The organism is Bradyrhizobium sp. CCH5-F6, from assembly GCF_001556045.1.
Lineage (GTDB): Bacteria > Pseudomonadota > Alphaproteobacteria > Rhizobiales > Xanthobacteraceae > Bradyrhizobium.
Genome location: NZ_LSIC01000172.1, coordinates 25,295 through 46,480, shown reverse-complemented (window position 1 = coordinate 46,480; position 21,186 = coordinate 25,295). Strand labels below are relative to the sequence as shown.

Here is a 21,186-nt window from a genome sequence, read left to right as displayed (position 1 = left end):
CACGCGATGACGCAATTGCTCTCGCATCCACGTCTGATCCGCAAGCTGCAGGAAGCTCTCGGCGACCAGCTTTGTGTCGCGCTCGAAGACGCTTCCGTGGTCGAGATCATGCTCAACCCGGACGGCCGGCTCTACATTGAGCGCCTCGGTCACGGCATGGCCGCGGCCGGAGAGATGAGCAGCGCCGCGGCGGAGATCGTCATCGGCAGCGTCGCCCATGCTCTCAATTCAGAGGCCGACGGCGAGCAGCCGATTATCTCCGGGGAGCTTCCGATCGGCGGGCACCGCTTCGAGGGGTTGTTGCCTCCCATCGTGAAGGCGCCGACCTTCACCATCCGCCGACGCGCGTCACGGCTGATCCCGCTCGACGACTATGTGAAAACGCGTGTGATGACCGAACGCCAGGCGGATATTATCCGCAACGGCGTCGCCTCGCGCCTCAACATCGTCATCTCCGGCGGAACGGGTTCGGGCAAAACGACGCTTGCAAACGCAATCATCGCCGAAATCAGCGAAACGGCGCCCGACGATCGCGTCCTGATTCTTGAGGACACCGCCGAGATCCAGTGCCCGGCGGAAAACGCTGTCGCGCTCCACACGTCCGACACCGTCGACATGGCGCGGCTCCTGAAGAGCACCATGCGCCTCCGGCCCGATCGCATCATCGTCGGCGAGGTCCGCGACGGTGCGGCGCTCACTCTCCTAAAGGCGTGGAACACCGGCCATCCCGGAGGAGTCGCCACGGTCCACGCCAACACCGCAGAATCGGCGTTGCGCCGGCTCGAGCAACTGACCGCCGAAGCCAGCCAACAGCCGATGCGCGAGGTAATCGGCGAAGCCGTCGACTTGATCGTCTCGATTGAGCGCACCGCGAGGGGCCGTGCGCTGCGCGACATTCTCCATGTGAACGGCTTCGTCAACGGCCGCTACCAGACCGAATCTTACCTGCCGAAAGAGGAAGCCCATGTCGCATGAACGCCTTGCCACCCGCCTGGTTCTGGGGGTCGTGCTCGGCCTCCTGATCGCTCACCCGGCGCTCGCCTCATCAGGCGGGAGCCTGCCTTGGGAAAGTCCGCTCGAGCAGATCCAAAAATCCATCACCGGCCCGGTCGCCGGCTTCATCGCGCTCGCGGCCGTCGCGGTCGCCGGCGGCATGCTGATCTTCGGCGGCGAGCTCAATGATTTCGCGCGGCGACTGATGTATGTCGTGCTCGTCGCCGGCATCCTTCTCGGCGCAACGCAGATCGTCGCCCTGTTCGGCTCGACCGGCGCGTCGATTGGCACGGTAGCGTCAGCATCAAATAGTGCTCCCGTTCCGCCCGGAAGCAGGACAGGGGAGGGGGCTCATGGCTGAAGCCGGGTCCACGCTCGCACGCTCGCGCATCCATCGCGCACTCTCACGCCCCAACCTGCTGATGGGCGCCGACCGCGAGCTCGTCCTGCTGACGGGTCTTGCGGCGATCATTCTGATCTTCGTGGTTCTGACCTGGTATGCGGCGCTGTTCGGCGTGCTGATGTGGACGTTCACGGTCGGGCTCTTGCGGATGATGGCGAAGGCCGATCCCGCGATGCGGCGCGTCTACATCCGGCATATCGGCTACCGCCAGCACTATCGCCCGACTTCGTCACCCTGGCGGCGTTTCTGAGGTCCAGTATGGTTGCTCTGCGTTCCTTTCGCCATTCCGGTCCGTCTTTCGCCGATCTCGTGCCCTATGCCGGCCTGGTCGATGACGGCGTCGTCCTGCTCAAGGACGGCTCGCTCATGGCCGGCTGGTATTTCGCCGGCCCCGACAGCGAGAGTTCGACCGACGCCGAACGCAACGACGTCGCCCGTCAGATCAACGCCATCCTGGCCCGGCTCGGCTCCGGCTGGATGATCCAGGTCGAGGCGTTGCGCATTCCGACGACGCACTATCCCGCAAGGCAGGCAGGGCATTTTCCTGATGCGGTCACGCGCGCGATCGACGAGGAGCGCCGTTCGCATTTCGAGCGGGAGAAAGGCCACTACGAGAGCCGGCACGCGCTCATCCTGACGTGGCGTCCGCCGGAGCGACACAAGTCCGGTCTCGCCAAATACATCTATTCCGACAAGGATAGCCGCACAGCGAGTTTCGCCGACACCGCGCTCGGCAATTTCAGGGCATCGGTCCGCGAGATCGAGCAATATCTGTCGAACCTCCTGTCGATCCAGCGCATGCGAACACGCGAAACAACCGAGCGCGGTGGAGAGCGTGTCGCCCGCTACGACGAACTCTTCCAGTTCGTCCGCTTCTGCATCACCGGGGAAAACCATCCGGTCCGGCTGCCCGATGTCCCGATGTACCTCGATTGGCTCGTCACCGCCGAATATGAGCACGGGCTGACGCCAACGGTCGACGGGCGTTTCGTTGGCGTCGTGGCCATCGACGGCCTGCCAGCCGAGAGCTGGCCGGGCATCCTGAACATCCTCGACCAGATGCCGCTGACCTATCGCTGGTCGTCACGCTTCATGTTCCTCGACGAGATCGAGGCGCGCGAACGCCTCGAGCGCACCCGCAAGAAGTGGCAGCAGAAGGTCAGGCCCTTCTTCGACCAGCTCTTCCAGACCCAGTCGCGCTCGGTCGACCAGGACGCGATGGCGATGGTCGCTGAGACGCAGGATGCGATCGCCGAGGCGGCGTCGCAACTCGTCGCCTATGGCTATTATACCCCGGTCATCGTGCTTCAGGAGCGCGATGCGGATCGGCTACGCGAGAAATGCGAGGGCATTCGCCGCGTCATCCAGGCGGAAGGTTTCGGCGCGCGCATCGAGACGCTCAACGCGACGGAGGCGTTCCTCGGCTCGTTGCCTGGCAACTGGTATGCGAACATCCGCGAACCGCTGATCCATACCCGCAATCTCGCCGATCTGCTGCCGCTCAATTCGGTGTGGTCAGGAAGCCCGGTGGCGCCATGCCCGTTCTATCCGAAGGGCTCGCCGCCGCTGATGCAGGTCGCCTCCGGCTCCACGCCATTCCGGCTGAACCTCCACGTCGACGATGTCGGGCACAGCCTGATCTTCGGGCCGACAGGGTCGGGCAAATCAACGCTGCTGGCGCTGATCGCGGCGCAATTCCGCCGCTACAAGGACGCGCAGATCTTCGCCTTTGACAAAGGCCGCTCTCTGATGCCGCTGACACTTGCGGCCGGCGGCGATCACTACGAGATCGGCGGCGGGGCAGGGGAGGGACCTCAGCTCGCTTTCTGCCCGCTCGCGGAGCTCGGCACCGACGCCGACCGCGCCTGGGCGTCGGAATGGATCGAGACGCTTGTCGTCCTGCAGGGCGTCACCGTCACTCCGGATCATCGCAACGCCATCTCACGGCAGGTTTCGCTGATGTCCGCAGCGCCCGGACGCTCGCTGTCGGATTTCGTGTCGGGGGTTCAGATGCGCGAGATCAAGGACGCGCTGCACCACTACACAGTCGACGGGCCGATGGGGCATTTGCTCGATGCCGAGCGCGACGGTCTCGTGCTCGGCGGTTTCCAGACCTTCGAGATCGAAGAGCTGATGAACATGGGCGAGCGCAGCCTCGTGCCTGTCCTCACCTATCTCTTCCGGAGGATCGAGAAGCGCCTGACCGGCGCGCCGAGCCTGATCATGCTCGATGAAGCGTGGCTGATGCTCGGCCATCCCGTCTTCCGCGACAAGATCCGCGAATGGCTGAAGGTGCTGCGCAAGGCCAATTGCGCGGTCGTGCTTGCCACGCAGTCGATCTCGGATGCCGAGCGTTCCGGCATCATCGATGTGCTGAAGGAATCCTGCCCGACCAAGATCTGCTTGCCGAACGGCGCGGCACGCGAGCCGGGAACCCGCGAGTTCTATGAGCGCCTGGGATTCAATGAGCGGCAGGTCGAGATCGTCTCGAACGCGATCCCGAAGCGCGAATATTACGTCACCTCGCCCGATGGCCGGCGCCTCTTTGATATGGCGCTCGGGCCCGTTGCTCTCTCCTTCGTCGGGGCGGCCGGCCGCGACGATCTCAAACGCATCACCGCACTCAAGGCGGAACACGGCCCCGTATGGCCGGCACATTGGCTCCAGACAAGGGGGATCGCGCATGCCGAAACGCTACTCGCCGATGACCAGGTTTGAATTTCTGCGCGGCGCGGCGGCCGCGGCGATCACGCTGCCGTTCATGACCAGGAGCGCATTCGCAGGTGGCGGTCTGACCGGGGGCGCCACCGAGTACACCCAGATGCTCAACAATGGCGAACTTATCTCGCTGGTCGGCAAGTCGGCCGAGCAGGTGAACAACCAGATCACGCAGATCACCCAGCTCGCGGAACAGATTCAGAACCAACTTAAAATCTACACCAACATGCTGCAAAACACCGCACAGTTGCCGAGCCATATCTGGGGGCAGATTCAGAGCGATCTCAATCAGCTCCGCAACATCGTCAGCCAAGGACAGGGCATCGCCTTCTCGATGGGCAATATCGACGATGTGCTGAAGCAGCGCTTCCAGAGCTACAGCGACTTCAAGACCAGCCTGCCGAACAATGCCAGTTTCTCGTCGAGCTATCAGACGTGGTCCTCGACCAATCGCGACACGATCGGCGGCACGCTGCGCGCCGCGGGACTGACCGCCGATCAATTCTCAAGCGAAGAATCGACGATGTCACAGCTTCGCTCCCAGTCGGAAAGCGCCGACGGCCAGATGAAGGCCCTGCAGGTCGGCCACCAGATCGCGGCGCAGGAAGTCGCGCAGATGCAGAAGCTGCGCGGGCTCGTCTCGCAGCAGATGACCATGATGGCGACCTGGTATCAGTCCGAGCAATCGGAAAAAGACCTATCGCAGGCGCGGCGGCAGGAATTCTTCAATTCGACGGCGCCGTCGACGTCCGGAGGACAGGAGATGCGGCCGAGATGGTGAGGCGCCCCGCCCTGATTATTGCGATCTGCGTCGGCGCGGCGGCAGTCCTCGGCATCTGGGTTTTCGTCGTCAGCCCGTCGAGCGAGGAACGTGCACGCGCGACGGAGTTTTTCGAGACGCCGCAGAAATACGACATGAAGAACGGTCAGGAGATGCGCCCGCGATGGTAGCTTCCTTTCGCCCCTCGAAAATCCTGACCGTCGCCGCCGTCGCGGGATTGGTTCTGTGGACGATCCATCCGGCCGTGGCCGCTGACGGCAGCGTACTGACCACGGTGGAGAATCAGGTCGTCACAGCCGCGAAAGGCTGGGAAACAACGGTCACGAACGCCGCGAAATCGCTGTTCTGGATTCTGGCCGGCATTGAGGTCGGTATCGCCGCGGTCTGGCTCGCCATTCAGGCGGCGAGCATCGAAGCCTGGTTCGCCGAGCTGGTGCGCCGGATCATGTTCATCGGCTTCTTCGCCTTTGTCCTGACCCAGGGGCCGAGTTTCGCCAAAGCGGTCGTGGACAGCCTGTTCGAGATCGGTGGCGGCTCCGGCTCGGCCTCGCCGGCGAACGTCTTCAATGCCGGCCTGACGGTCGCTTCCGCCATGTCGCAGAAGATCTCCTTCGGCGTGTTTCAGGATAACGCGCTGGCGCTGTCGGCCTCGCTCGCCATGATCGTCAGTGTCATCGCCTTCTCGCTGGTTGCGGCGATCTTCCTCGCGGTGCTCGTCGAGATGTATGTCGGGCTTCTGGCCGGCATGATCATGCTCGGCCTCGGCGGCTCGTCCTTCACCAAGGACTTCGCGATCCGCTATCTCGTATACGCCTTCTCCGTCGGCATGAAGCTCATGTCGCTGGTGATGATCGCCAAGATCGGCTCCGACGTGCTGATCGGGCTCGCGCAGGACAGCACGGTCGGCGACCAATATCAGACCGCGCTCGCGGTAGCCGGAATCGCCGTCGTTATCTTCATCCTCGCAATGTACGTGCCGACCATCGTCCAGGGCGTCGTTCAAGGCGCATCGGTCAGCGGCGGCATGGAGGTGATCCGTCACGGATCGCAGGCTGCGAGTTTCGCGGCCGGCGGCGTGGCGCTCGGCGTCGGCGGGGCGAGCGCCGGCGCGGCCGCCTTCAGCGCGGCGCGCGCAGGCGGTTCGTCGTTCGGCGGCGCCGCAATGGCAGGACTGCGCGGCGCGGCGTCTGCCGGCGGCGCGCTCGCCTCGGCCGCCCGCGACAAGGCGATCGGCGCACCCGGCGCCTATGCCGGTTCCCTGCTCGGCCTCGCCAACGCCAAACTCGACAAGGGGAGTAGCGGCTCGCCAACCCCGCCACCCGAGAAACACGACAAATGACGGACGAAACGCGCTTGGCCTCTTCAACAAGATCACCTGAAAATCCCTACATCGCCGCCCGCCAGGAATGGACTGAGCGTTATGGCTCCTACATCCGCGCCGCAACGGCGTGGCGCATTGTCGGCATCACGAGCCTTGGATTGGCGCTGATCAGCACGAGCTACGCGCTCTATCAGAGCACGCAGGTCAAGCTCGTCCCCTACATCGTCGAGGTCGACAAGCTGGGCTCGGCAGTCAATGCGGGCTTTCCAGCGCAGATCGAATATGCCGATCCCCGCGTCGTGCGCGCGACGCTCGCGGGCTTCATCACGAACTTCCGCTCGGTGACGCCGGATACCGTCGTACAAAAACAATACATCGACCGCGTCTACGCGATGCTGCGCACCACGGACCCCGCGACCGAGAAGGTCAACGCCTGGTTCCGCTCGAGCTCGCCCTTTGAAAAAGCCAAGACCGCGACCGTCGCGATCGAGGTCAACAACGTCGTGCCGCTCTCGCCGCAATCGTTCCAGATCGACTGGACCGAATATGAGCGCGACCGGAAGGGCAAGGAAGTGGCGTCCCGACGCTTCCGGGGCGTGGCAAGCGTCGTGCTGATCCCGCCACAGGATGAGGCCGTGATCCGCCTCAATCCGATCGGGCTCTACATCAAGGACTTCGACTGGACCGCACAGATCTGAAAGGCGCGCCCGTACCCATGACTGCAACAAGATCAAAATTCCGGGCTGTCCTTCTGATCGCGACCGCCCTTGTATCCGTCACCGGCCTTCGTCCGAGCGCCGCCCAGAGCCTGACCGGCAAGGAGGTGAAGGGCATGGACATTTCCGGCCAGTGGCGCGGCCGGGCCGGGCTCGTGACGCGCGGCGCTGACGGCAAGGTGATCTTCCTCTACGGCGAGGTTCAGCCTTCCGTGGTCTGCTCGCCGCTTCAGGTCTGCGACATCGAACTCGATGGCGGCGAAATCGTGCGCGACGTTCTCGTCGGCGACACGGTGCGCTGGAAGGTCGAGCCCGCGACCTCCGGCGCGACCGGAGGCCAGGCGATCCACCTCATCGTCAAGCCGACCGAGTCCGGCCTCGTCACCTCCATGGTGGTGACGACCTCACGGCGCACCTACCACATCCAGCTCAAGTCACACCCGACGCAATACATGGCCCGGGTCGGCTTTGAATATCCGGAGGATGTGTCCTCGCGCCTCGCAGACCTGAACGCACGGATCGAAGCCGGCGGGATCGGCGGCGTCCCGGCCGAGCAGTTGAACTTCAGCTATTCGGTTTCCGGCAGCGCCGGCTGGCGGCCGACCCGCGTCTATAGCGACGGCACGAAAACCTACATCCAGTTTCCGGCGTCAGTCGCCTCGCGCGACGCGCCGGTCCTGTTCGTCGTCTCGGGCGGCCAGAACCGCATCGTCAATTACAGGATGAAGAGCAACGTGATGATCGTCGACTATGCAATCGACAAGGCGATCCTGATTTCCGGCGTCGGCTTCTGGCATCAAGAGAAAATCACCATCCAGAGGGGAGGGTGACGCCGTGGCCAGTGCTTTCCTCTTCCCCTTCCGGATGCCCGCAGCCGCAGCCATCCTCGCCGCCCTCCTTCTTTCCGGATGCTCGACCATCGGGACCGACGGCCTTGTGGCGAGCACCGCGCCGGCCGAGCTGTCGGGGCCGGCCGCCTCGGCGGTCGCGGCCGATCTCGTGCCGCGTCTTGCCGAACAGATCGGCCAGGGCAAGGCGACGATCGTTCTGAAGCCGGACGGGTCCGCCTTCGGCTCGGCTCTTGAAGCTTCCCTGCGTGGCTGGGGCTACGCGGTGACGACGGACCAGGGCACGAAAGATCCAAACGCCATTCGCCTTGCCTATGTTCTCGGCTCGGTGGACGGGCAGATCCTTGCTCGCCTGTCGACCGGATCGATCGAGATCGGGCGCGTCTATTCCACGACGGCCGCCGGCGCACAGCCGGCAAGCCCGCTCTCCGTCATGAAGCGCGGTTGAGGGGAGGGGACATGACGCAATCCCTGCAACTCGGCGGCGGCCCAAGCGGTTCGGGACCGACGCAGAACATTCGGCGTCTCAACCGGCTTCCGATCATCGCCGCCGTCGTGTTCGGCGTGCTGTTTCTCGCCGTGATCTTTTACGGGCTGATGTCGCGAGGACTCATCTTCGGTTCGAAGCCCGATACGAACGTGTCGGGCGGCGCACCAGCGACGACCTTCGCCGACCAGATGAAACGCGGCGTCGCGGACGGCATCATTGGCGACGGCCAGCAGCCGCAGCCGATGCCTGCGCCGGTCAGCGAACCGCAGCCCGCGCCGCAGAATCCTTTCGTCGCGCAGCCGGCGGCGGCTGAACCGAGGGGAAGCTCACTCGAATCCGAGGAAGCGTGGCGGGCGCGCCTCGCCCGGGAAGGGCAGGAGCAAATGTTGAGAGAGCGGCAGCGCCAGCGGATGGCGCGATTGCAGGCCGTCAGCATTGCGCTCGACTCGCCGCTCGCCATCGACACGCAGAAGATCAAGGCGGCAGCCGCCACCTCTTCGGCGACGACGCCCTCGGCCGGCGCGATAGCGGCATCGCCATCGTCCTCGGCAAGCGATCTCTATAGCCAGGCGCTTCAAGCCGGCCTCAATGGACAAAACCTCGATCCCAACGGGCAGACCAAGAAGGAATCCTTTTTCAATTCCGACCTGGCGAAGCTCGGATACCTTCCGAACCAGGTCGTCGCTCCACGCTCGTATTTCGAGCTGAAGCGCGGGTCGGTCATTCCGGCCACGCTGATCACCGGCATCAATTCCGATCTTCCCGGTCGTATCACCGCCCAGGTGAGCCAGAACGTCTACGATAGCGCCACCGGCTATCGTCTGCTCATTCCGCAGGGCACGAAACTGATGGGCCGTTACGACAGCAAGGTCTCCTTTGGCCAAAGCCGCGTTCTCGTCGTATGGACCGATATCATCTTCCCGAACAGCTCGACGCTCCAGATCGGCGGCATGGCTGGAACGGACGCCGAAGGCTATGGCGGGTTCAACGACCAGGTCGACAACCACTACTTCAAGACGTTCGGCTCGGCGATCCTGCTCGCGATCATCGGCACGGGCATGGATATGGCGATTCCACAGAATTCGACATTAGCGAACCAGACAACGGCGTCGGACGCGGCACGTCGGAATTTCGCGGAGACTTTCGGGCGCATCGCTGAGCGCACGATCAATAAGAACCTCGACGTGCAGCCGACACTCGAAATCCGGCCGGGCTATCAGTTCAACGTTCTCGTCGACCAGGATATCGTATTCCCGGGCGCATATAAGGGTTGAGGTCAGCGCGACACCGGAAAGAAGAAGGAACTGGTTGGCTTTCGGGCCAGGTCCGAGACCTTAGTCGCTGGACCTTCAGCCCCTTGCAGTCTTAAGCTTTCGTGGAATACTGGATAAATGAAATTCTTGATCGTAGATGATCATCCAGTCTTGCGCGAGGGCATTGCAGCACTGCTGCGCCAAGCCGGATCGGATGTGGACATCGTCCAGGCGGGGGATGCAGCGGAAGGTTTGCGGCTGGCTGAAGCGCACGCCGACTTCGATGCTGTCATTCTTGATATGATGTTGCCCGGCATGGATGGAGTGACCGCGCTCGGAAAGTTCGGACTGGTGCGGCCGGAGCTCCCGGTGATTGTCCTGTCGTCCTCCGAGGATCCTGCCGATGCGCGACGCGCTCTGGCGCATGGGGCCCTCGGCTATGTGCCGAAGTCGGCGAGCCAGCATACGTTGCTCGCAGCCATCCGGCTCGTGATGAACGGCGAAGTTTACGTACCGCCTCTCATCCTCAGCGCCCTGACAGCGACGCAGCCCATGTCGCCCGGACATCAAACAATAGCGGGAGTCATTTTGTCGGATCGTCAGCTGGAAGTGCTGCGGCGGCTAAGTATGGGCCAACCGAACAAGATTATTGCCTACGAACTCAATCTCTCGGAGAAGACCGTCAAGGCGCATGTGACGGCAATTTTCAGGATGCTGAATGCTGTGAATCGCACCCAGGCTGCGGCCGCGGCACGTCAAGCCGGGCTCATCTGACCCAAAGCCATCAGTCGTCGTCCTCGGATTTCTGCGCATGCGCGATCAGGTTGAGCATAGCCGCACGTAACCGGCTGTTCGGTACCGGTTTGTGCAATAGCAGGAGATTGCTTGCTTCTGCTTCAGCAAGGCGGTCGGGCGCCGTGTCTCCGGTAACCAGCAATGCCGGGATCGTTACATTGTATTCTGATCGTAGGTTTTCGATTGCCGCTATACCGGTCTCACCATCGCGCAGACGATAGTCCGAGATGATCAGGTCGGGACGTGTGGGGCGAGACGCAAGTAGCTCGATCGCCTCTATTCCAGAACTGGCCGTGACCACTTCGTAACCCCACCCAGCAAGGAGTTGCTCCATCGCCTCGCGGATCGGCGCTTCATCGTCGATCACAACCACAAAAGCCGGTATGAAGGCGCCAGGCGGATCCTGGCGCGTGCCATCTGTGAGAGCAGCCTCGTTGGCACATGGGACCGAGACTTCAAAACAGGAGCCGCGACCGGGACAAGAACGCAAGCCAAGCGGTGCCTTCAGCACGTTGCAGATGCGGCGAACGATAGCAAGCCCAAGACCCAGCCCTTTCGTTCGGTCGCGCTCCGGGTTTCCAACCTGCACATACTCCTGGAAGATGCGATCCATATCCTCCGGAGCAATGCCGATCCCCGTATCCCAAATCTGAATTGCAAGGCGATCCGCTCGCCGCCGGCAGCCGACAAGGATACCTCCACGCAACGTATAGCGGACTGCGTTTGAGACGAGGTTGCGCAGCACGCGTTCGAGCAGGATCGGGTCCGTGTCAACTGCGATCGGGCAAGGCCGGCATCTTAGGCGCAGACCCTTGGCCTCAGCTTCGACGGCAAGATCTTTACAGAGTCGATCAAGATAAGGCCCAATCCGGAAGGCTTGGTTCCGAACTTCGACGACGCCAGCATCGAGACGTGAAATGTCAAGAATCGCAGTGAAGAGGCCGTCCATTGCCGCTGCCGAATCCTCGATCCGATCCACCAGGACGTAAGCTTCTTCAGGGAGATCAATACGGCGTAGAGCCCCTGCGAACAGACCAAGGGCATGCACAGGTTGGCGCAGATCATGGCTCGCCGCGGCAAGGAAACTCGACTTGGCTCGGCTGGCGGCTTCGGCGATCTCTTTCTGGCGGCGCAGATCGGCCGCAAGAGCTTCTGTCTGTAAGCGCAACCGAATGGCTTCGGAAAAGGCCCGATTGCTTAAGATTCCGAGCAAGACCATGGCAACGACGAAGATCAGCATCAGCGCGCTGCTAGCCTGCTCGACGGCGGTGTCCTCACGAAGACTCGTCAAGGCATAAGGGAGAGTTGCTGGAAGGAAAAGAGCGAAATAGGCGGGTAGATACGGGCTGAAGGCGGGGATCGCGCCGGCCGTGACTCCGATGGTGACGGCAACGGCGAGGAAGCGGACATCAAAGGCAGCGTCGGGCGTGAGGACCACGGATGCAAGTCCCCAGGCGACGCCCTCCGCCAAAGCGAAAAGAGTGAATACGAGTGGCCAGACCTTTTCTGCCCGCGTGGCAGGCGGTGATCTGCGATAAGCTAACGCCAGGGTCACATGACATATGGCGCAGACGACAATGGCAGTTGCCCATCCTCCTGCTGCGGTGGGGCCAGCCTCGCCAAGACGAACGAGAAATACGGCCAGAACAACAGCCGCAAGAGCAGCAGCGATAACGCCGGGAATAACCGCACGGAAAATAGCATCAACCTGCTCGCGCCGCAGCCTTTCCTCGGTTGGCGTAAGCCGCATCCATCGATATGGGACCAGCATCGGCATTTTCAATTCCCGCCCTCCCATCGGCGAACGTCATCGGGCGTCGCGGTATCGTTGTCAGCTCTGACTCGTTGTATGATGGCCTCACCCCATCCCAGCGATTGCGCAACGCAAAGGCTATGGGCGGGAGATTGCCGATGATCTACCGTTAAGGAGACCGCCGGCACCAGTGTCATTGTGATATCCTGTAGAAGTCTGCTGCGGCGCCAGCCATGTGCTGCCCGTCAGAGTCTGCCCGGCAACCCGTCAGATATTTCAACGGCCATCGCATTGGGCCGCTATCGCTCATAGTCCTCGGCATCGTTGCCGATCGCAAACATTGCGCGGGACTCTCCGAGCGGCCCGCCTGCCTTCCTGCATACAATCATCCGTATCGCCTCCAATATGGACACCCTTTCCTTTTAACAAAAAACATGTAACAAACAATCCGCGCCGGACACTGATAAAGGTCTTAAGACCTTTGGTCCGCGCCCGAGACCAATAACTATTTGCCCATTGTCGAGTGGAAACCGAGAATAGGGGTGGATTCTGTAGTGGCAGGGGAATTCGGTGGCCATTGAAGTGGTCTTGGCCGGCGGCCCTCCATGCAAGCGACTGGTGGAAAGAGCCGATGCCTCTTACCGTTGAAGAGACCCGATCCGCACAAATTGCTACCGTTCTCGGTGGCTCTGAACACTTCTGCTCTTGCAAACCAACCAACGACTTAGAACGCTCGGCACGACGCACTGCAATGAGAGGCGGTTATTACAATGTCGCGACGAGCAAATTTGGAGAGTCAGACAATTTCAGAGCCGAGGATACGCGAACTCAATTCGCGGTATCGTAATAGCGGGAGACCAGACGTTGTTGGCAGAAAATGCACCTTCACCGATCACCGGATTGCAGATATCGCCTGACCCGCTTTCCCCTCTTTCCAATCCAGCATGGCCCGCAATCCCTTCCCGCCGACGCATAAGGACGACCGCGATAGTTGTTGCGGCTATCATTATCACGTTATTGACTCTCGTCCTGCCGTATAATTCGCCTGGCTCCGCTCTTTTACTTGATCGACAACTGTACAGTATCTTTCCATACCCGTTCACAATTCAGAATATCATATATCTCTTGCTCGCTTGGTCCCTGGCTGACCTCTATGTCAGATGGCGAATGACGAAGCGGGAATACGCCTTTCTGAATGCCGGTTTCCTGCCCGAAGATTCCATAACGATGCTGGAATTGCATGAACTCGGACCGATCCGTGCCCGGGTGGCGCCGCTCCATGACGCAGAAAGCGGCTTCTTACCGACGCTCATGGACATGACGATCCTGCAGCTTCAGGCGAGCAAGTCGGTCGATCAATCCATGACGCTTCTGACCAATGCTCTCAGTTTGATGGGGGACCGCGTCGAACTGCGCTACCAAATGCTCCGCTACATGGCTTGGTTGATCCCGACCATAGGTTTTCTTGGTACCGTGATCGGCCTGTCACTGGCGCTTCACCTGATTGACCCGAAGAACATGGATCTCGGGCGTGTGGTGGGTGGTTTGTCTGTCTCATTTTACACGACGTTAATCGCGCTCCTGGCCAGCGCATTGCTCGCCTTCGCGCAGCACGGCGTGCAGGAACAGGAGGAGTTGGCCCTCAACGCGGCCGGTCAGTACTGCCTCGCCAACCTGATCAACCGCGTCTACATCGATCAGGAGAAACCGGGCGGAGCGTCATGAAACGTCGCAGGCACCAGTCCGACACCAGCGAAGTGGCGTTGATGGCGGTGATGACGAAGGCGATGGGCGCCTTCCTCATCCTCATGGTGTTCGCCATGCAGTATTACATCCCCGACTTCACCGCCGAGCAGATCGCCGCCATCGTCAACCGGTCCATCGGCAGCGTGCGCAAGGACCTCGCCGGCGCGGTGGACCGCATAAAGAAGGGCGACTTCACCAAGCAAGATCTGGAGGCACTGCAGCGCGAGATTGAGGTGGCGCTCGCCAAGCTCTCGCAGGCGGAAAGCGACATCACGCGACTGCAAACGCGACTCGATCAATCCGTCTCGCAGCTCAGACGGGTCGAAGGCGAACGCGCACGTCTTGAGGCGGAAGCGCAGGAACTGAAAGCTGAAATCGCTCGCCTGCGCGCATTCGATCCCGCCAAGATGCAGGCGGCAATCGAACGCCTCACCGGAGAACTCTCCGACAAGCTCGCTGAGGTCGAGGCTTTAAAGAATCAACTGCATAAGCTTTCCGGTGCCCGAGCACTCTCCATCCACATGCAGTATCAAAATTGTGGTGATGAAATCATCGCGTTGGCGGTCGCGCGGCAAGACGGGCGAGATGGGAAGTCAACTTCCTTGATACCAGTCGATGGTTCGACAGCGTACACGCCAGTCGGAAGGTCGTTTACACCGACTCCCGAGGGCACGAACACCTATTTCACCTTTCTCGCCGATCCTGTTTATGGAGAAGAGGTATCGCAGGTCTGGCTCGCCCACAGAGCCTTGCCTGGCGATACCTATGCAATCTATCTGAACGACCTCAACCGCGCCATGGAGCAGCGGGCCAATACTCAGGGCCCAAGCATCGAGGAAAGCTCCTGTCGTGTTCGCTTGTCGATCTACGATGGCAAAACAAACTTGAACCTCGACCAATCAATCGGTGCGACGAATCCCTTTGCCTTCGGGAAGGCTGTTCGTGTGACGCAGGACGCTCTTGTGCCCGTCAACACCTCTTCATCGGAAGCGCAGTGGTTTCAGCGTAATCTATTGGAAGCTCCGTGCAAGGCGCTGACATGCGATCCTAATTCGCAGGAGGCTCGGAAGACGGTGTTCGGACTGCTCGAAGGTATATATCAATACCGCCTGTCCAGGACTCCAACGCCCCGGATCCAGGTGGATCCCAATGCGGTCAATCAGATCATCGACGATCTGAAAACCGGATTTTTGTCCGGCCGATTCACGCAGAATTCGCTATCTCGCTTTGCTGCGCTCGCTATCGCGCCGCCCGCCGGTTCGGTGACATCAGGGGCCGCTCCAGGTGCTGACATTATCGCTGAAACCAGAAAAAGACTCGCAGATACGGACATTCCGTCATCGCTTCAACGCGAATTCCTGACTCGCGCAAGTCAGGGATGGTGGAGTAGCGATGAATTTGAAAGACGGATCCAGAGCGTCGCGAAGACAACCGCCCCGGCACCTTCCCCCGCTGGCCCGACATCCGTGGAGAATCCTGGGCGCGTGATCGCGCTTCTCAGGACACTGACGGATACCGGTTTCATGACGCCCGATGTGGCCGCGCGATGGAGCGTCCTGGTGAAGCAGATGCCGCCATCGCCCCCCGCGGCCAGTGTACCGACAGGTCTGAACCGCAACGAGATCATCGCGCAGATGACCAATAAAGGCTTCCCGCCGGAATTTGCCTCATTCGTCGCCGGCCGCATGATGTCCGGCGCGATCAAGCTGGACGACTACATATATGCCATGAAGGTCACAAAAGGAAACACACCCCGATGAGCCGGCGGATGGTTCGATGCCTCCAGGGGCATCCTTTCGATGCAAGCGCCAACGAGGTCTGTCCGATCTGCGCTGCGCGGGAGGCCAAGGGCAGCGTGACGCCCGCCAAGGGGCCGGCAAGCGGCGGCCTCCACGGCGAGCAGGCTCCGCCGCCTCCCGCACCCTGGCAAAAGAGTCCGCTCGTGTGGACAGTCGCCGGCATCGTCGTGCTCGGAGCGATCGTTTACGTTTTGCAGCCGAAAGCCGTGCCACCGGCGGCGCCAGAATTGCAGAAGCAAGCTTCCACCGACCGGTCGGCTCCCCCGCCCGAAGCGACACCGGCGCCGCAATCAACCCCACGCCCGGTACCTGTTTCGCCGGCGAACCCGGCTCCCGTGGTCGTCCCCACCCAAGCATCCACGCCGCTGGAGCGTGTCGAGGCAATGGTGGCTGCAATGAAGGCGCTGCGTGCGGCGCCGCTGCCTGCCGGCTTTTCAGCCTGGACGGGCGGACGCGCGCCTGTTGCCGCCGATCTTCCCGACGGCGCAAAGACCCTTCTGCAGATCGGTGGCATCGGCAAGGATGCCTTGGGCACCTATCTGCGCATGGAGGCATCCCGCACTTCCATACCCACAACAAAGGTCAAGCTGCTTGAACAGGCCTTTGTTCTTGGCGAGGCACCCGCTGCGGCACTCGAGATCGCAGAAATCCTCAAAATATCGGACCCGGCGCGGGCTTTCGCCTTCGCACGCGAGGCCGGTGACAGGGCCAACCCCGCCGCATTTCCGCTTCCCGATGCCGTCCGCCAGCGCTTCTACGAGCGCTCCAACGCGAGCGTGAAGGACGCGGGCGCCGGGCTCGACACCTCAGCACTTCCTGAACCGACCGACGTGCTCTGTGGCCGTGTGCGCAATGGCGATACCGCCGCCATCACGGAAGCCGGGACGCGGGGCAGCAAGGGTGATCTTGAGGCGGCTGGCTGCTTCACAGCGGCTTTGCTCGTGGACTTCAGCAATCTGCCGCAAAGCGGCGTGCCAGCAACGCCAGCACGCCCCAATGCCGCGCTGGCGCGGGAGGTCATTTCCCGGCTGACGCCGTCCTCGGACCGGCAGCCAGGTTTTATCGATGCCATGGCGGGAGATTTCGCCCTGGGGGCCAACGGCGGCGACGTCAACCCGGTGGAGGCGGCCATCTGGTTCCTGCGCGCAGCGAGCCTCGCACCCGATGTCTCGCTCCCGAGCAACGAGGCGCCAGCGGTCGCGCGTTATGCAGAAGCGATGGCGACGCTGCGTCCGCCAACAAGCGACGCGGTAGCCGTGGTTCTGGATCCGTTGCGCGCCGCGATCATCGAGCCCGCCCCCGCGCCGAAAACGGCCAAGCGGCTGGATATCGGCATTGCCGCATTTCCTGTGCCGTCCAAGCTCGCGTCCGACAACGGATTGACCACCGGGCAGGGCGCGCTGGTCGGCCGTTTTGTCAGAGGCAGCACAGCTGAAGCCCAAGGACTGCTCGTAGGAGACATCGTGACGGCGGTGAATGGCAGGCCGGTTGAAAACGCAGACAATCTATCGACACTCGTCGAGCAAACCACAAACGGAAAGCCGGTCTTAGACTTCATCCGTAACGGGCAGCGTCGGACGCTGCAGATCCTTGCCGCAGCTGTACAGGTCGCGCCGTCAGGGCCCGCCCAGCCTGCGCCGCCTGCTCAAGCACGGAATAAGCCTGTCGCGCCTGGATCGGCCGACCCCGTCTGCTGGTCCGACACCCTGTCGCTGGCTGAGAAGCGCAGTCGTGGTTGCCTCACTGCCGAGGCGAAAACGGGGCCGGGGTCCAGTCTCGCAGTGCTCGACGATCTGCCGTATCTGCGCATCAGCTGCTGCGACGGGCTCACGCCGCGTTTCACCGAAGTGCAGCTTCCCGGCGATCCGCCCGAGGATCTCGCCCGGCGTTGGGTGGCCTGGATGCCCGATCGCTCCATTCTGCTGGTCGATGGCTACACAAGCGCCGCAGCCGCGCAGCAGGCGGCGAGCTATGCGCAATCCACTGCCGACCCTGCCGCGAGATCCGCGTCGAGCGTGCGCTATCAACGAGCCCTGATTGCATTGGATGATCATACGCTACCGGCCCAGGCAAAAATTGATTCCACCATCGTCACTGTTGAATCTGGAAAGTATCCTCTGCCGAGCGGCAGCGGCAATCTCCAGCTCTATACACGGTGCTTCTTCATGATGGTGAGTCGCCCCTATGTGTTGTGCAACGCTCATCTGCCGGGCACTGTCGCCGTCGTCACCTATGTGCGTCAGACGAAGGCAACCGACAGCAAGGTTACGTCAGGACCAATGCAGCTTCTCAGCGCTCTCCTGGCAGAGGGAATGATTAATGGCAGCCTGCCTGCCTCGCCGCCGCCCTGATAGCGCGCCTACGGGTAGCTGTGGTCGAGAGCCTTGGCCTGCTCCCGGAACCAGGCCTCGAATGCCTTGCGTATCTTCGGATCCAGCTTTCCCGTCAGCCCGTCCAGAACACCCCTGAAGAGGGACTCGGCAGGATCACCGGCGGGAGTGATCACCCAAGCAGCAAAGGCGAAGATGGCAGCGTCCTCGTTGCGATAGCCGGAGCTCTCACCGCCCTGAAGGACAGAGTCCGCGAAAGCGGCCATCGACATCGGATTGCCGCGCACCGCTGCCTCGATCAGGAAATCGCTGCTGTCCTTGGTGCTGAAAGCAATCGCAGCGTCCGCAAAGCGTCTGGTGCCGAAGGCGAGCAGCGCCGTCGCGTCGCCGCCTTCCGCACGGACTGTCAGCGTTTCGATATCCTGCGAGCGTTGTGCGGGCGTCCCGATTGGTGGCGACGCACTGAGGCGGTTGACTATGCTGCTCGTCGTCTCGGGCAGCGCAGCGAGGTCAACACCCGCCTTTTGGAGAATGGCCGTGGCTCTGGTCTCGCCGGCCTTGGCTCGATCGACGATCGACAGGGCACGCCCATCGCCAAGAGAATAGGCTCTGGCGTAGATCGCCGCGGCATTCTTGCTGCCGGTGGTCGTCGGCAATGTCGCGCCATTACCCGAGATGAGCCGCTCATAGGTTCGCGGCTGCACGTCCAGGAGAGCCCCCGCCGCCGAGGAGACGCCGGCATGCGCGGCGAGGTCATTCCAGTCCTGTGCGAGTGCGGGCTCCGGCTTGAGCCGACTGGGATCGAGATCGAGCACCGTCGCAAGCGCGGCGCCGCAAACGTGGCAGCCGAGCGTATAGCCGGCCTCGAATGAAAGGGCAGCGCGATCGAGATCGCGGCGGTTTACGGCCGCGAGGCCACCGAGATAGAGCATGAGGCCGCCGGTGTAGTTAAGTGGGTCGGGCATGGCGCCGATCACTGCGGAAGCCCTTTTGTCGAACTGTTTTTTCGCCCACGCCGCTGCGGGCATCTTCGCCTGCCGCCAGGTCGGCTGAAGGTCGTGGAACGTATCGAGCGAGGCGAAGATACGGCGGACGCGTTGTTCGGGCGTCAAGGCGACGGTTGCCTGCGTCTGCAGTTCGGGCGAGCCCGTGTCATCTGCGGACGCCGAAGCGGCGGGGAAGGCGACGACGATAAGCGCCGCAATCAGGGCGGCAGTCGGCAATGTTTTCTTCATGGCAGTCAGCCCTTTGTTGTTAACTGGTGGATGCCCAAATCCAGCTTCATTGCGCGCCGGTCGCTCGATTGAACCAAGAGATCAATGCTTCGATCAGCTGCCGTACAGACGGCGATGTTCCACATCTTCGATCTTAAGTGGCCGCCCGTCACGCCGGGAGCGCCCGTGGAATTGCTGTAGAAACGGCGGTCGCTTTTCATCTCACTTCGCGCCGCGCCACGCTTGCCAGGCATCGGCGAGGGCTGGATGAAGGGTGCGACCGTCCCCGGACTTTGCCGACGCCGGCAAACACAGCAGGTTCCGCTCACCAATATCGACCCTGAACGCGTCTTCGCCGGCGACCGGTGGCTCGATACGCCGAACCTCCGGCCAGGCGACGCGGCGGCTGCGGCCGTCGAGATCGCCGAAGAGATCGCCTGCCGCATTCGGCAGGGCGGTGGTGGTGAAGCCGTCCGCCTCGATCGTCGCGACCGGCCACGAAATTGCCCGGCCACGAGCCTGCCACCCCCTGATGGCGGCGAAGACGATCGCCAAGGCGGCGCAAGCGATGAAGATACTCCAGCCGAGCAGTCCGAGGAACGCCCCGACGTTCAGATCAACTCCCTTCACCGTCGCTGCCGTGGCGGCCAACAGAAGGATGAAGACGGCAGCGCCCGCGAGCAGCACCCCGCCGCCGAGCGCACGCCAGATCGACGGCGCTGTTCTGACGACCGGAACGAAGAACGTCCCTGTGGCTGCCTGGGCGGCCGACGAAAATCCGGCCAGATAGCGTTCCCGGGCAGCGAGGGTTGTGGCGTGCGCAAGCTCGCCCGACTCGCCGCGCGCCTGCTCGGGGATTTCATAGACGGTCTTCTGAGCTCCGTCTTTCTCCGCCACCGTGACAGGAAACAGGCCTGTCCCGCCTACCGGCCCGATCGCTGCGACGTCGCGCCAGGGAACGAAGCGCTGCCGCCGCCCCAGAGACGCGAGACCGGCATAGGGATAGGGATCGATGAAGATCCCGCCGGGCGTGACGACAAGCGGAGTGATCCGACGTGCGGCGGCATCGGGATCTCGCCCGGCCCACCATGCGCTGAGATGCATCGCGGTGAAGGCGAGGCCGGCCGCGAGCATGCCCAGCCCTCCGATACCGCCGAAGAGCAGCGGGATGGCGTTCGACAGTGTCACCGGTCTGGTCACGAGCTGCAGCAGGCAGAGAATGGAGCCCGCGAGGGAGCAAATACCCAGGATGGAAAACACACCGATCGGGCTGCGAAAGGTCTTGCCTTCGACGCTGAAAGCGATGCTTGGTTCGTCCATGTATTCCCCCGCATTCGTCAGGCGCCGGGCAAGACAGCACTCCGTGCGCCTCGGTTTCGAAATTGTCCATGGTCGGCTCCGCCGGAAAGCGGGACCGACCGATCCTCGCAGCGCAAACGCCGCCGCCTCTCGTCATTCAGCCCGCCGGAACCTCCGAGCAGGCCGGCCGCCGGATCTTGCCGTAACGTCCCAGCGCCCCCAGCAGCGACATCTCCTGCCCCCGGCTGGACCAGCCTCCATCCTTGAACTCAAGCGTCACCGTGTAGACCGGCCCCGCCGGCTGCCACGGGCTCCAGACGCCCTTGGTGCCGTCCCTGCCGACCGAGATCTGGCGCGCCGCGGCGGCGCTGTAGGCCAGGCTTCCACGCCAGCCGATGCCGTTGCGCCGGTCGATATCGGTCGTTGTCTCGCGTCCTTCGAGATGCATGTCGGCATAGGCAACGTAGATCGTGTGCCCCTGGGCGCGGCCGGTCGGGGCCGCTCCCAAAGTCTGGGTGAAGCCGCCCGATGATGGCGGCGTGACGTCGATCGCGACGACATGATCCGTGCCGCACTTGATCCGGAACGTCTCGAACAGCGCGTTGGCCTGGCGCTGGGCTTCTAGGCGCGGCGAGGGCACGGTCTGCACCGAAGCGGCCAGGGCGGGGAGCGTGCTCAGCGCCATGACCACGGCCGCGACGGGAAGACGGATGCGAGAGAGCATGGG

The 21,186-nt window shown here is 62.6% G+C and carries 20 protein-coding genes; 15 read left to right on the top strand and 5 right to left on the bottom strand.

The features are described from left to right. Nucleotides 1-6: 6 nt before the first annotated feature. The 12 genes from trbB (at nt 7) to AX729_RS28955 (ending at nt 10,297) form a co-directional block, all read left to right on the top strand. The gene (trbB, locus tag AX729_RS29005; protein ID WP_061027604.1) at nt 7-975 is read left to right on the top strand and encodes a P-type conjugative transfer ATPase TrbB; all 969 of its coding nucleotides are present in this window, start codon (nt 7-9) and stop codon (nt 973-975) included. Then, on the top strand, nt 965-1,354 hold the full coding sequence (locus AX729_RS29000) for a TrbC/VirB2 family protein (protein WP_061027603.1): 390 nt from the start codon (nt 965-967) through the stop codon (nt 1,352-1,354). The genes trbB and AX729_RS29000 overlap by 11 nt, the downstream gene beginning before the upstream one ends. Then, nucleotides 1,347-1,646, top strand: a complete 300-nt coding sequence (locus AX729_RS28995; RefSeq protein ID WP_061027602.1) for a conjugal transfer protein TrbD — start codon at nt 1,347-1,349, stop codon at nt 1,644-1,646. The genes AX729_RS29000 and AX729_RS28995 overlap by 8 nt, the downstream gene beginning before the upstream one ends. Nucleotides 1,647-1,654: 8 nt before the next feature. Beyond that, nucleotides 1,655-4,114: a conjugal transfer protein TrbE gene (locus AX729_RS28990; protein WP_061027601.1), complete on the top strand. Its 2,460-nt coding sequence runs from the start codon at nt 1,655-1,657 to the stop codon at nt 4,112-4,114. Further along, complete coding sequence (gene trbJ / locus AX729_RS28985; RefSeq protein ID WP_061027600.1) at nt 4,080-4,895, top strand: P-type conjugative transfer protein TrbJ; 816 nt, start codon at nt 4,080-4,082, stop codon at nt 4,893-4,895. Before AX729_RS28990 ends, trbJ begins: the two co-directional genes overlap by 35 nt. Continuing rightward, nucleotides 4,889-5,065 carry an entry exclusion protein TrbK gene (trbK, locus tag AX729_RS38300; RefSeq protein ID WP_063817302.1) on the top strand — a complete coding sequence of 59 codons (177 nt, stop codon included), beginning with the start codon at nt 4,889-4,891 and terminating at the stop codon, nt 5,063-5,065. Before trbJ ends, trbK begins: the two co-directional genes overlap by 7 nt. Then, nucleotides 5,059-6,234, top strand: coding sequence for a P-type conjugative transfer protein TrbL (gene trbL / locus AX729_RS28980; RefSeq protein WP_082750792.1), 1,176 nt, complete (start codon nt 5,059-5,061; stop codon nt 6,232-6,234). The genes trbK and trbL overlap by 7 nt, the downstream gene beginning before the upstream one ends. A gap of 14 nt (nt 6,235-6,248) precedes the next feature. Further along, entirely contained in the window at nt 6,249-6,914 is a 666-nt protein-coding gene (gene trbF, locus AX729_RS28975; RefSeq protein WP_245325438.1) for a conjugal transfer protein TrbF, read from the top strand. A 17-nt stretch (nt 6,915-6,931) separates the two neighbouring features. Further along, nucleotides 6,932-7,762 (top strand): P-type conjugative transfer protein TrbG, encoded by an 831-nt coding sequence (gene trbG / locus AX729_RS28970; protein WP_082750791.1) that lies wholly within the window; start codon nt 6,932-6,934, stop codon nt 7,760-7,762. Between the two features lie 34 nt (nt 7,763-7,796). Beyond that, nucleotides 7,797-8,228 (top strand): conjugal transfer protein TrbH, encoded by a 432-nt coding sequence (gene trbH, locus AX729_RS28965; protein WP_061027598.1) that lies wholly within the window; start codon nt 7,797-7,799, stop codon nt 8,226-8,228. An 11-nt stretch (nt 8,229-8,239) separates the two neighbouring features. Beyond that, nucleotides 8,240-9,544 carry an IncP-type conjugal transfer protein TrbI gene (gene trbI, locus AX729_RS28960; protein ID WP_061027597.1) on the top strand — a complete coding sequence of 435 codons (1,305 nt, stop codon included), beginning with the start codon at nt 8,240-8,242 and terminating at the stop codon, nt 9,542-9,544. Between the two features lie 117 nt (nt 9,545-9,661). After that, nucleotides 9,662-10,297, top strand: coding sequence for a response regulator transcription factor (locus AX729_RS28955; protein WP_061027596.1), 636 nt, complete (start codon nt 9,662-9,664; stop codon nt 10,295-10,297). A 10-nt stretch (nt 10,298-10,307) separates the two neighbouring features. On the opposite strand, the gene AX729_RS28950 is transcribed toward AX729_RS28955, so the two are convergent. Next, nucleotides 10,308-12,095 (bottom strand): ATP-binding protein, encoded by a 1,788-nt coding sequence (locus AX729_RS28950; RefSeq protein WP_197433697.1) that lies wholly within the window; start codon nt 12,093-12,095, stop codon nt 10,308-10,310. A 1,143-nt stretch (nt 12,096-13,238) separates the two neighbouring features. Between AX729_RS28950 and AX729_RS28945 the strand changes: the two genes are divergently transcribed. From AX729_RS28945 to AX729_RS28935, 3 genes are read left to right on the top strand one after another with little or no spacing between them, the layout of a single operon-like run. Then, nucleotides 13,239-13,796: a MotA/TolQ/ExbB proton channel family protein gene (locus tag AX729_RS28945; protein WP_197433696.1), complete on the top strand. Its 558-nt coding sequence runs from the start codon at nt 13,239-13,241 to the stop codon at nt 13,794-13,796. Further along, nucleotides 13,793-15,577, top strand: a complete 1,785-nt coding sequence (locus AX729_RS28940; protein WP_061027594.1) for a hypothetical protein — start codon at nt 13,793-13,795, stop codon at nt 15,575-15,577. The genes AX729_RS28945 and AX729_RS28940 overlap by 4 nt, the downstream gene beginning before the upstream one ends. Continuing rightward, nucleotides 15,574-17,967, top strand: a complete 2,394-nt coding sequence (locus tag AX729_RS28935) for a PDZ domain-containing protein (protein WP_082770561.1) — start codon at nt 15,574-15,576, stop codon at nt 17,965-17,967. Before AX729_RS28940 ends, AX729_RS28935 begins: the two co-directional genes overlap by 4 nt. Before the next feature lie 8 nt (nt 17,968-17,975). Here the strand turns inward: AX729_RS28935 and AX729_RS28930 are convergent, their stop codons facing one another. From AX729_RS28930 to AX729_RS28920, 4 genes are all read right to left on the bottom strand, one after another. Next, a complete protein-coding gene (locus AX729_RS28930) occupies nt 17,976-19,181 on the bottom strand; it encodes a hypothetical protein (protein ID WP_061027592.1) in 1,206 nt (401 codons plus the stop codon). Between the two features lie 5 nt (nt 19,182-19,186). Further along, nucleotides 19,187-19,381: a hypothetical protein gene (locus tag AX729_RS40095; protein WP_156449114.1), complete on the bottom strand. Its 195-nt coding sequence runs from the start codon at nt 19,379-19,381 to the stop codon at nt 19,187-19,189. 1 nt (nt 19,382) lies between these two features. Next, nucleotides 19,383-20,480 (bottom strand): hypothetical protein, encoded by a 1,098-nt coding sequence (locus tag AX729_RS28925; RefSeq protein WP_061027591.1) that lies wholly within the window; start codon nt 20,478-20,480, stop codon nt 19,383-19,385. Between the two features lie 136 nt (nt 20,481-20,616). After that, nucleotides 20,617-21,183 (bottom strand): hypothetical protein, encoded by a 567-nt coding sequence (locus AX729_RS28920; RefSeq protein ID WP_061027590.1) that lies wholly within the window; start codon nt 21,181-21,183, stop codon nt 20,617-20,619. Nucleotides 21,184-21,186 lie beyond the last annotated feature (3 nt).

What these genes read in the sequence shown, in the direction of transcription:
- AX729_RS28935 (WP_082770561.1), top strand. Translation starts at nt 15,574, where the DNA reads ATGAGCCGGCGGATGGTTCGATGCCTCCAGGGGCATCCTTTCGATGCA.
- AX729_RS28920 (WP_061027590.1), bottom strand. Translation starts at nt 21,183, where the DNA reads ATGCTCTCTCGCATCCGTCTTCCCGTCGCGGCCGTGGTCATGGCGCTG.
- trbI (WP_061027597.1), top strand. Translation starts at nt 8,240, where the DNA reads ATGACGCAATCCCTGCAACTCGGCGGCGGCCCAAGCGGTTCGGGACCG.
- AX729_RS28950 (WP_197433697.1), bottom strand. Translation starts at nt 12,095, where the DNA reads ATGCCGATGCTGGTCCCATATCGATGGATGCGGCTTACGCCAACCGAG.
- trbL (WP_082750792.1), top strand. Translation starts at nt 5,059, where the DNA reads ATGGTAGCTTCCTTTCGCCCCTCGAAAATCCTGACCGTCGCCGCCGTC.
- trbH (WP_061027598.1), top strand. Translation starts at nt 7,797, where the DNA reads ATGCCCGCAGCCGCAGCCATCCTCGCCGCCCTCCTTCTTTCCGGATGC.
- AX729_RS29000 (WP_061027603.1), top strand. Translation starts at nt 965, where the DNA reads ATGTCGCATGAACGCCTTGCCACCCGCCTGGTTCTGGGGGTCGTGCTC.
- AX729_RS28940 (WP_061027594.1), top strand. Translation starts at nt 13,793, where the DNA reads ATGAAACGTCGCAGGCACCAGTCCGACACCAGCGAAGTGGCGTTGATG.
- AX729_RS28930 (WP_061027592.1), bottom strand. Translation starts at nt 19,181, where the DNA reads ATGAAGAAAACATTGCCGACTGCCGCCCTGATTGCGGCGCTTATCGTC.
- AX729_RS28995 (WP_061027602.1), top strand. Translation starts at nt 1,347, where the DNA reads ATGGCTGAAGCCGGGTCCACGCTCGCACGCTCGCGCATCCATCGCGCA.
- trbJ (WP_061027600.1), top strand. Translation starts at nt 4,080, where the DNA reads ATGCCGAAACGCTACTCGCCGATGACCAGGTTTGAATTTCTGCGCGGC.
- AX729_RS28990 (WP_061027601.1), top strand. Translation starts at nt 1,655, where the DNA reads ATGGTTGCTCTGCGTTCCTTTCGCCATTCCGGTCCGTCTTTCGCCGAT.
- trbK (WP_063817302.1), top strand. Translation starts at nt 4,889, where the DNA reads ATGGTGAGGCGCCCCGCCCTGATTATTGCGATCTGCGTCGGCGCGGCG.
- AX729_RS40095 (WP_156449114.1), bottom strand. Translation starts at nt 19,381, where the DNA reads ATGAAAAGCGACCGCCGTTTCTACAGCAATTCCACGGGCGCTCCCGGC.
- AX729_RS28945 (WP_197433696.1), top strand. Translation starts at nt 13,239, where the DNA reads ATGACGAAGCGGGAATACGCCTTTCTGAATGCCGGTTTCCTGCCCGAA.
- trbG (WP_082750791.1), top strand. Translation starts at nt 6,932, where the DNA reads ATGACTGCAACAAGATCAAAATTCCGGGCTGTCCTTCTGATCGCGACC.
- trbB (WP_061027604.1), top strand. Translation starts at nt 7, where the DNA reads ATGACGCAATTGCTCTCGCATCCACGTCTGATCCGCAAGCTGCAGGAA.
- AX729_RS28955 (WP_061027596.1), top strand. Translation starts at nt 9,662, where the DNA reads ATGAAATTCTTGATCGTAGATGATCATCCAGTCTTGCGCGAGGGCATT.
- AX729_RS28925 (WP_061027591.1), bottom strand. Translation starts at nt 20,480, where the DNA reads ATGGACGAACCAAGCATCGCTTTCAGCGTCGAAGGCAAGACCTTTCGC.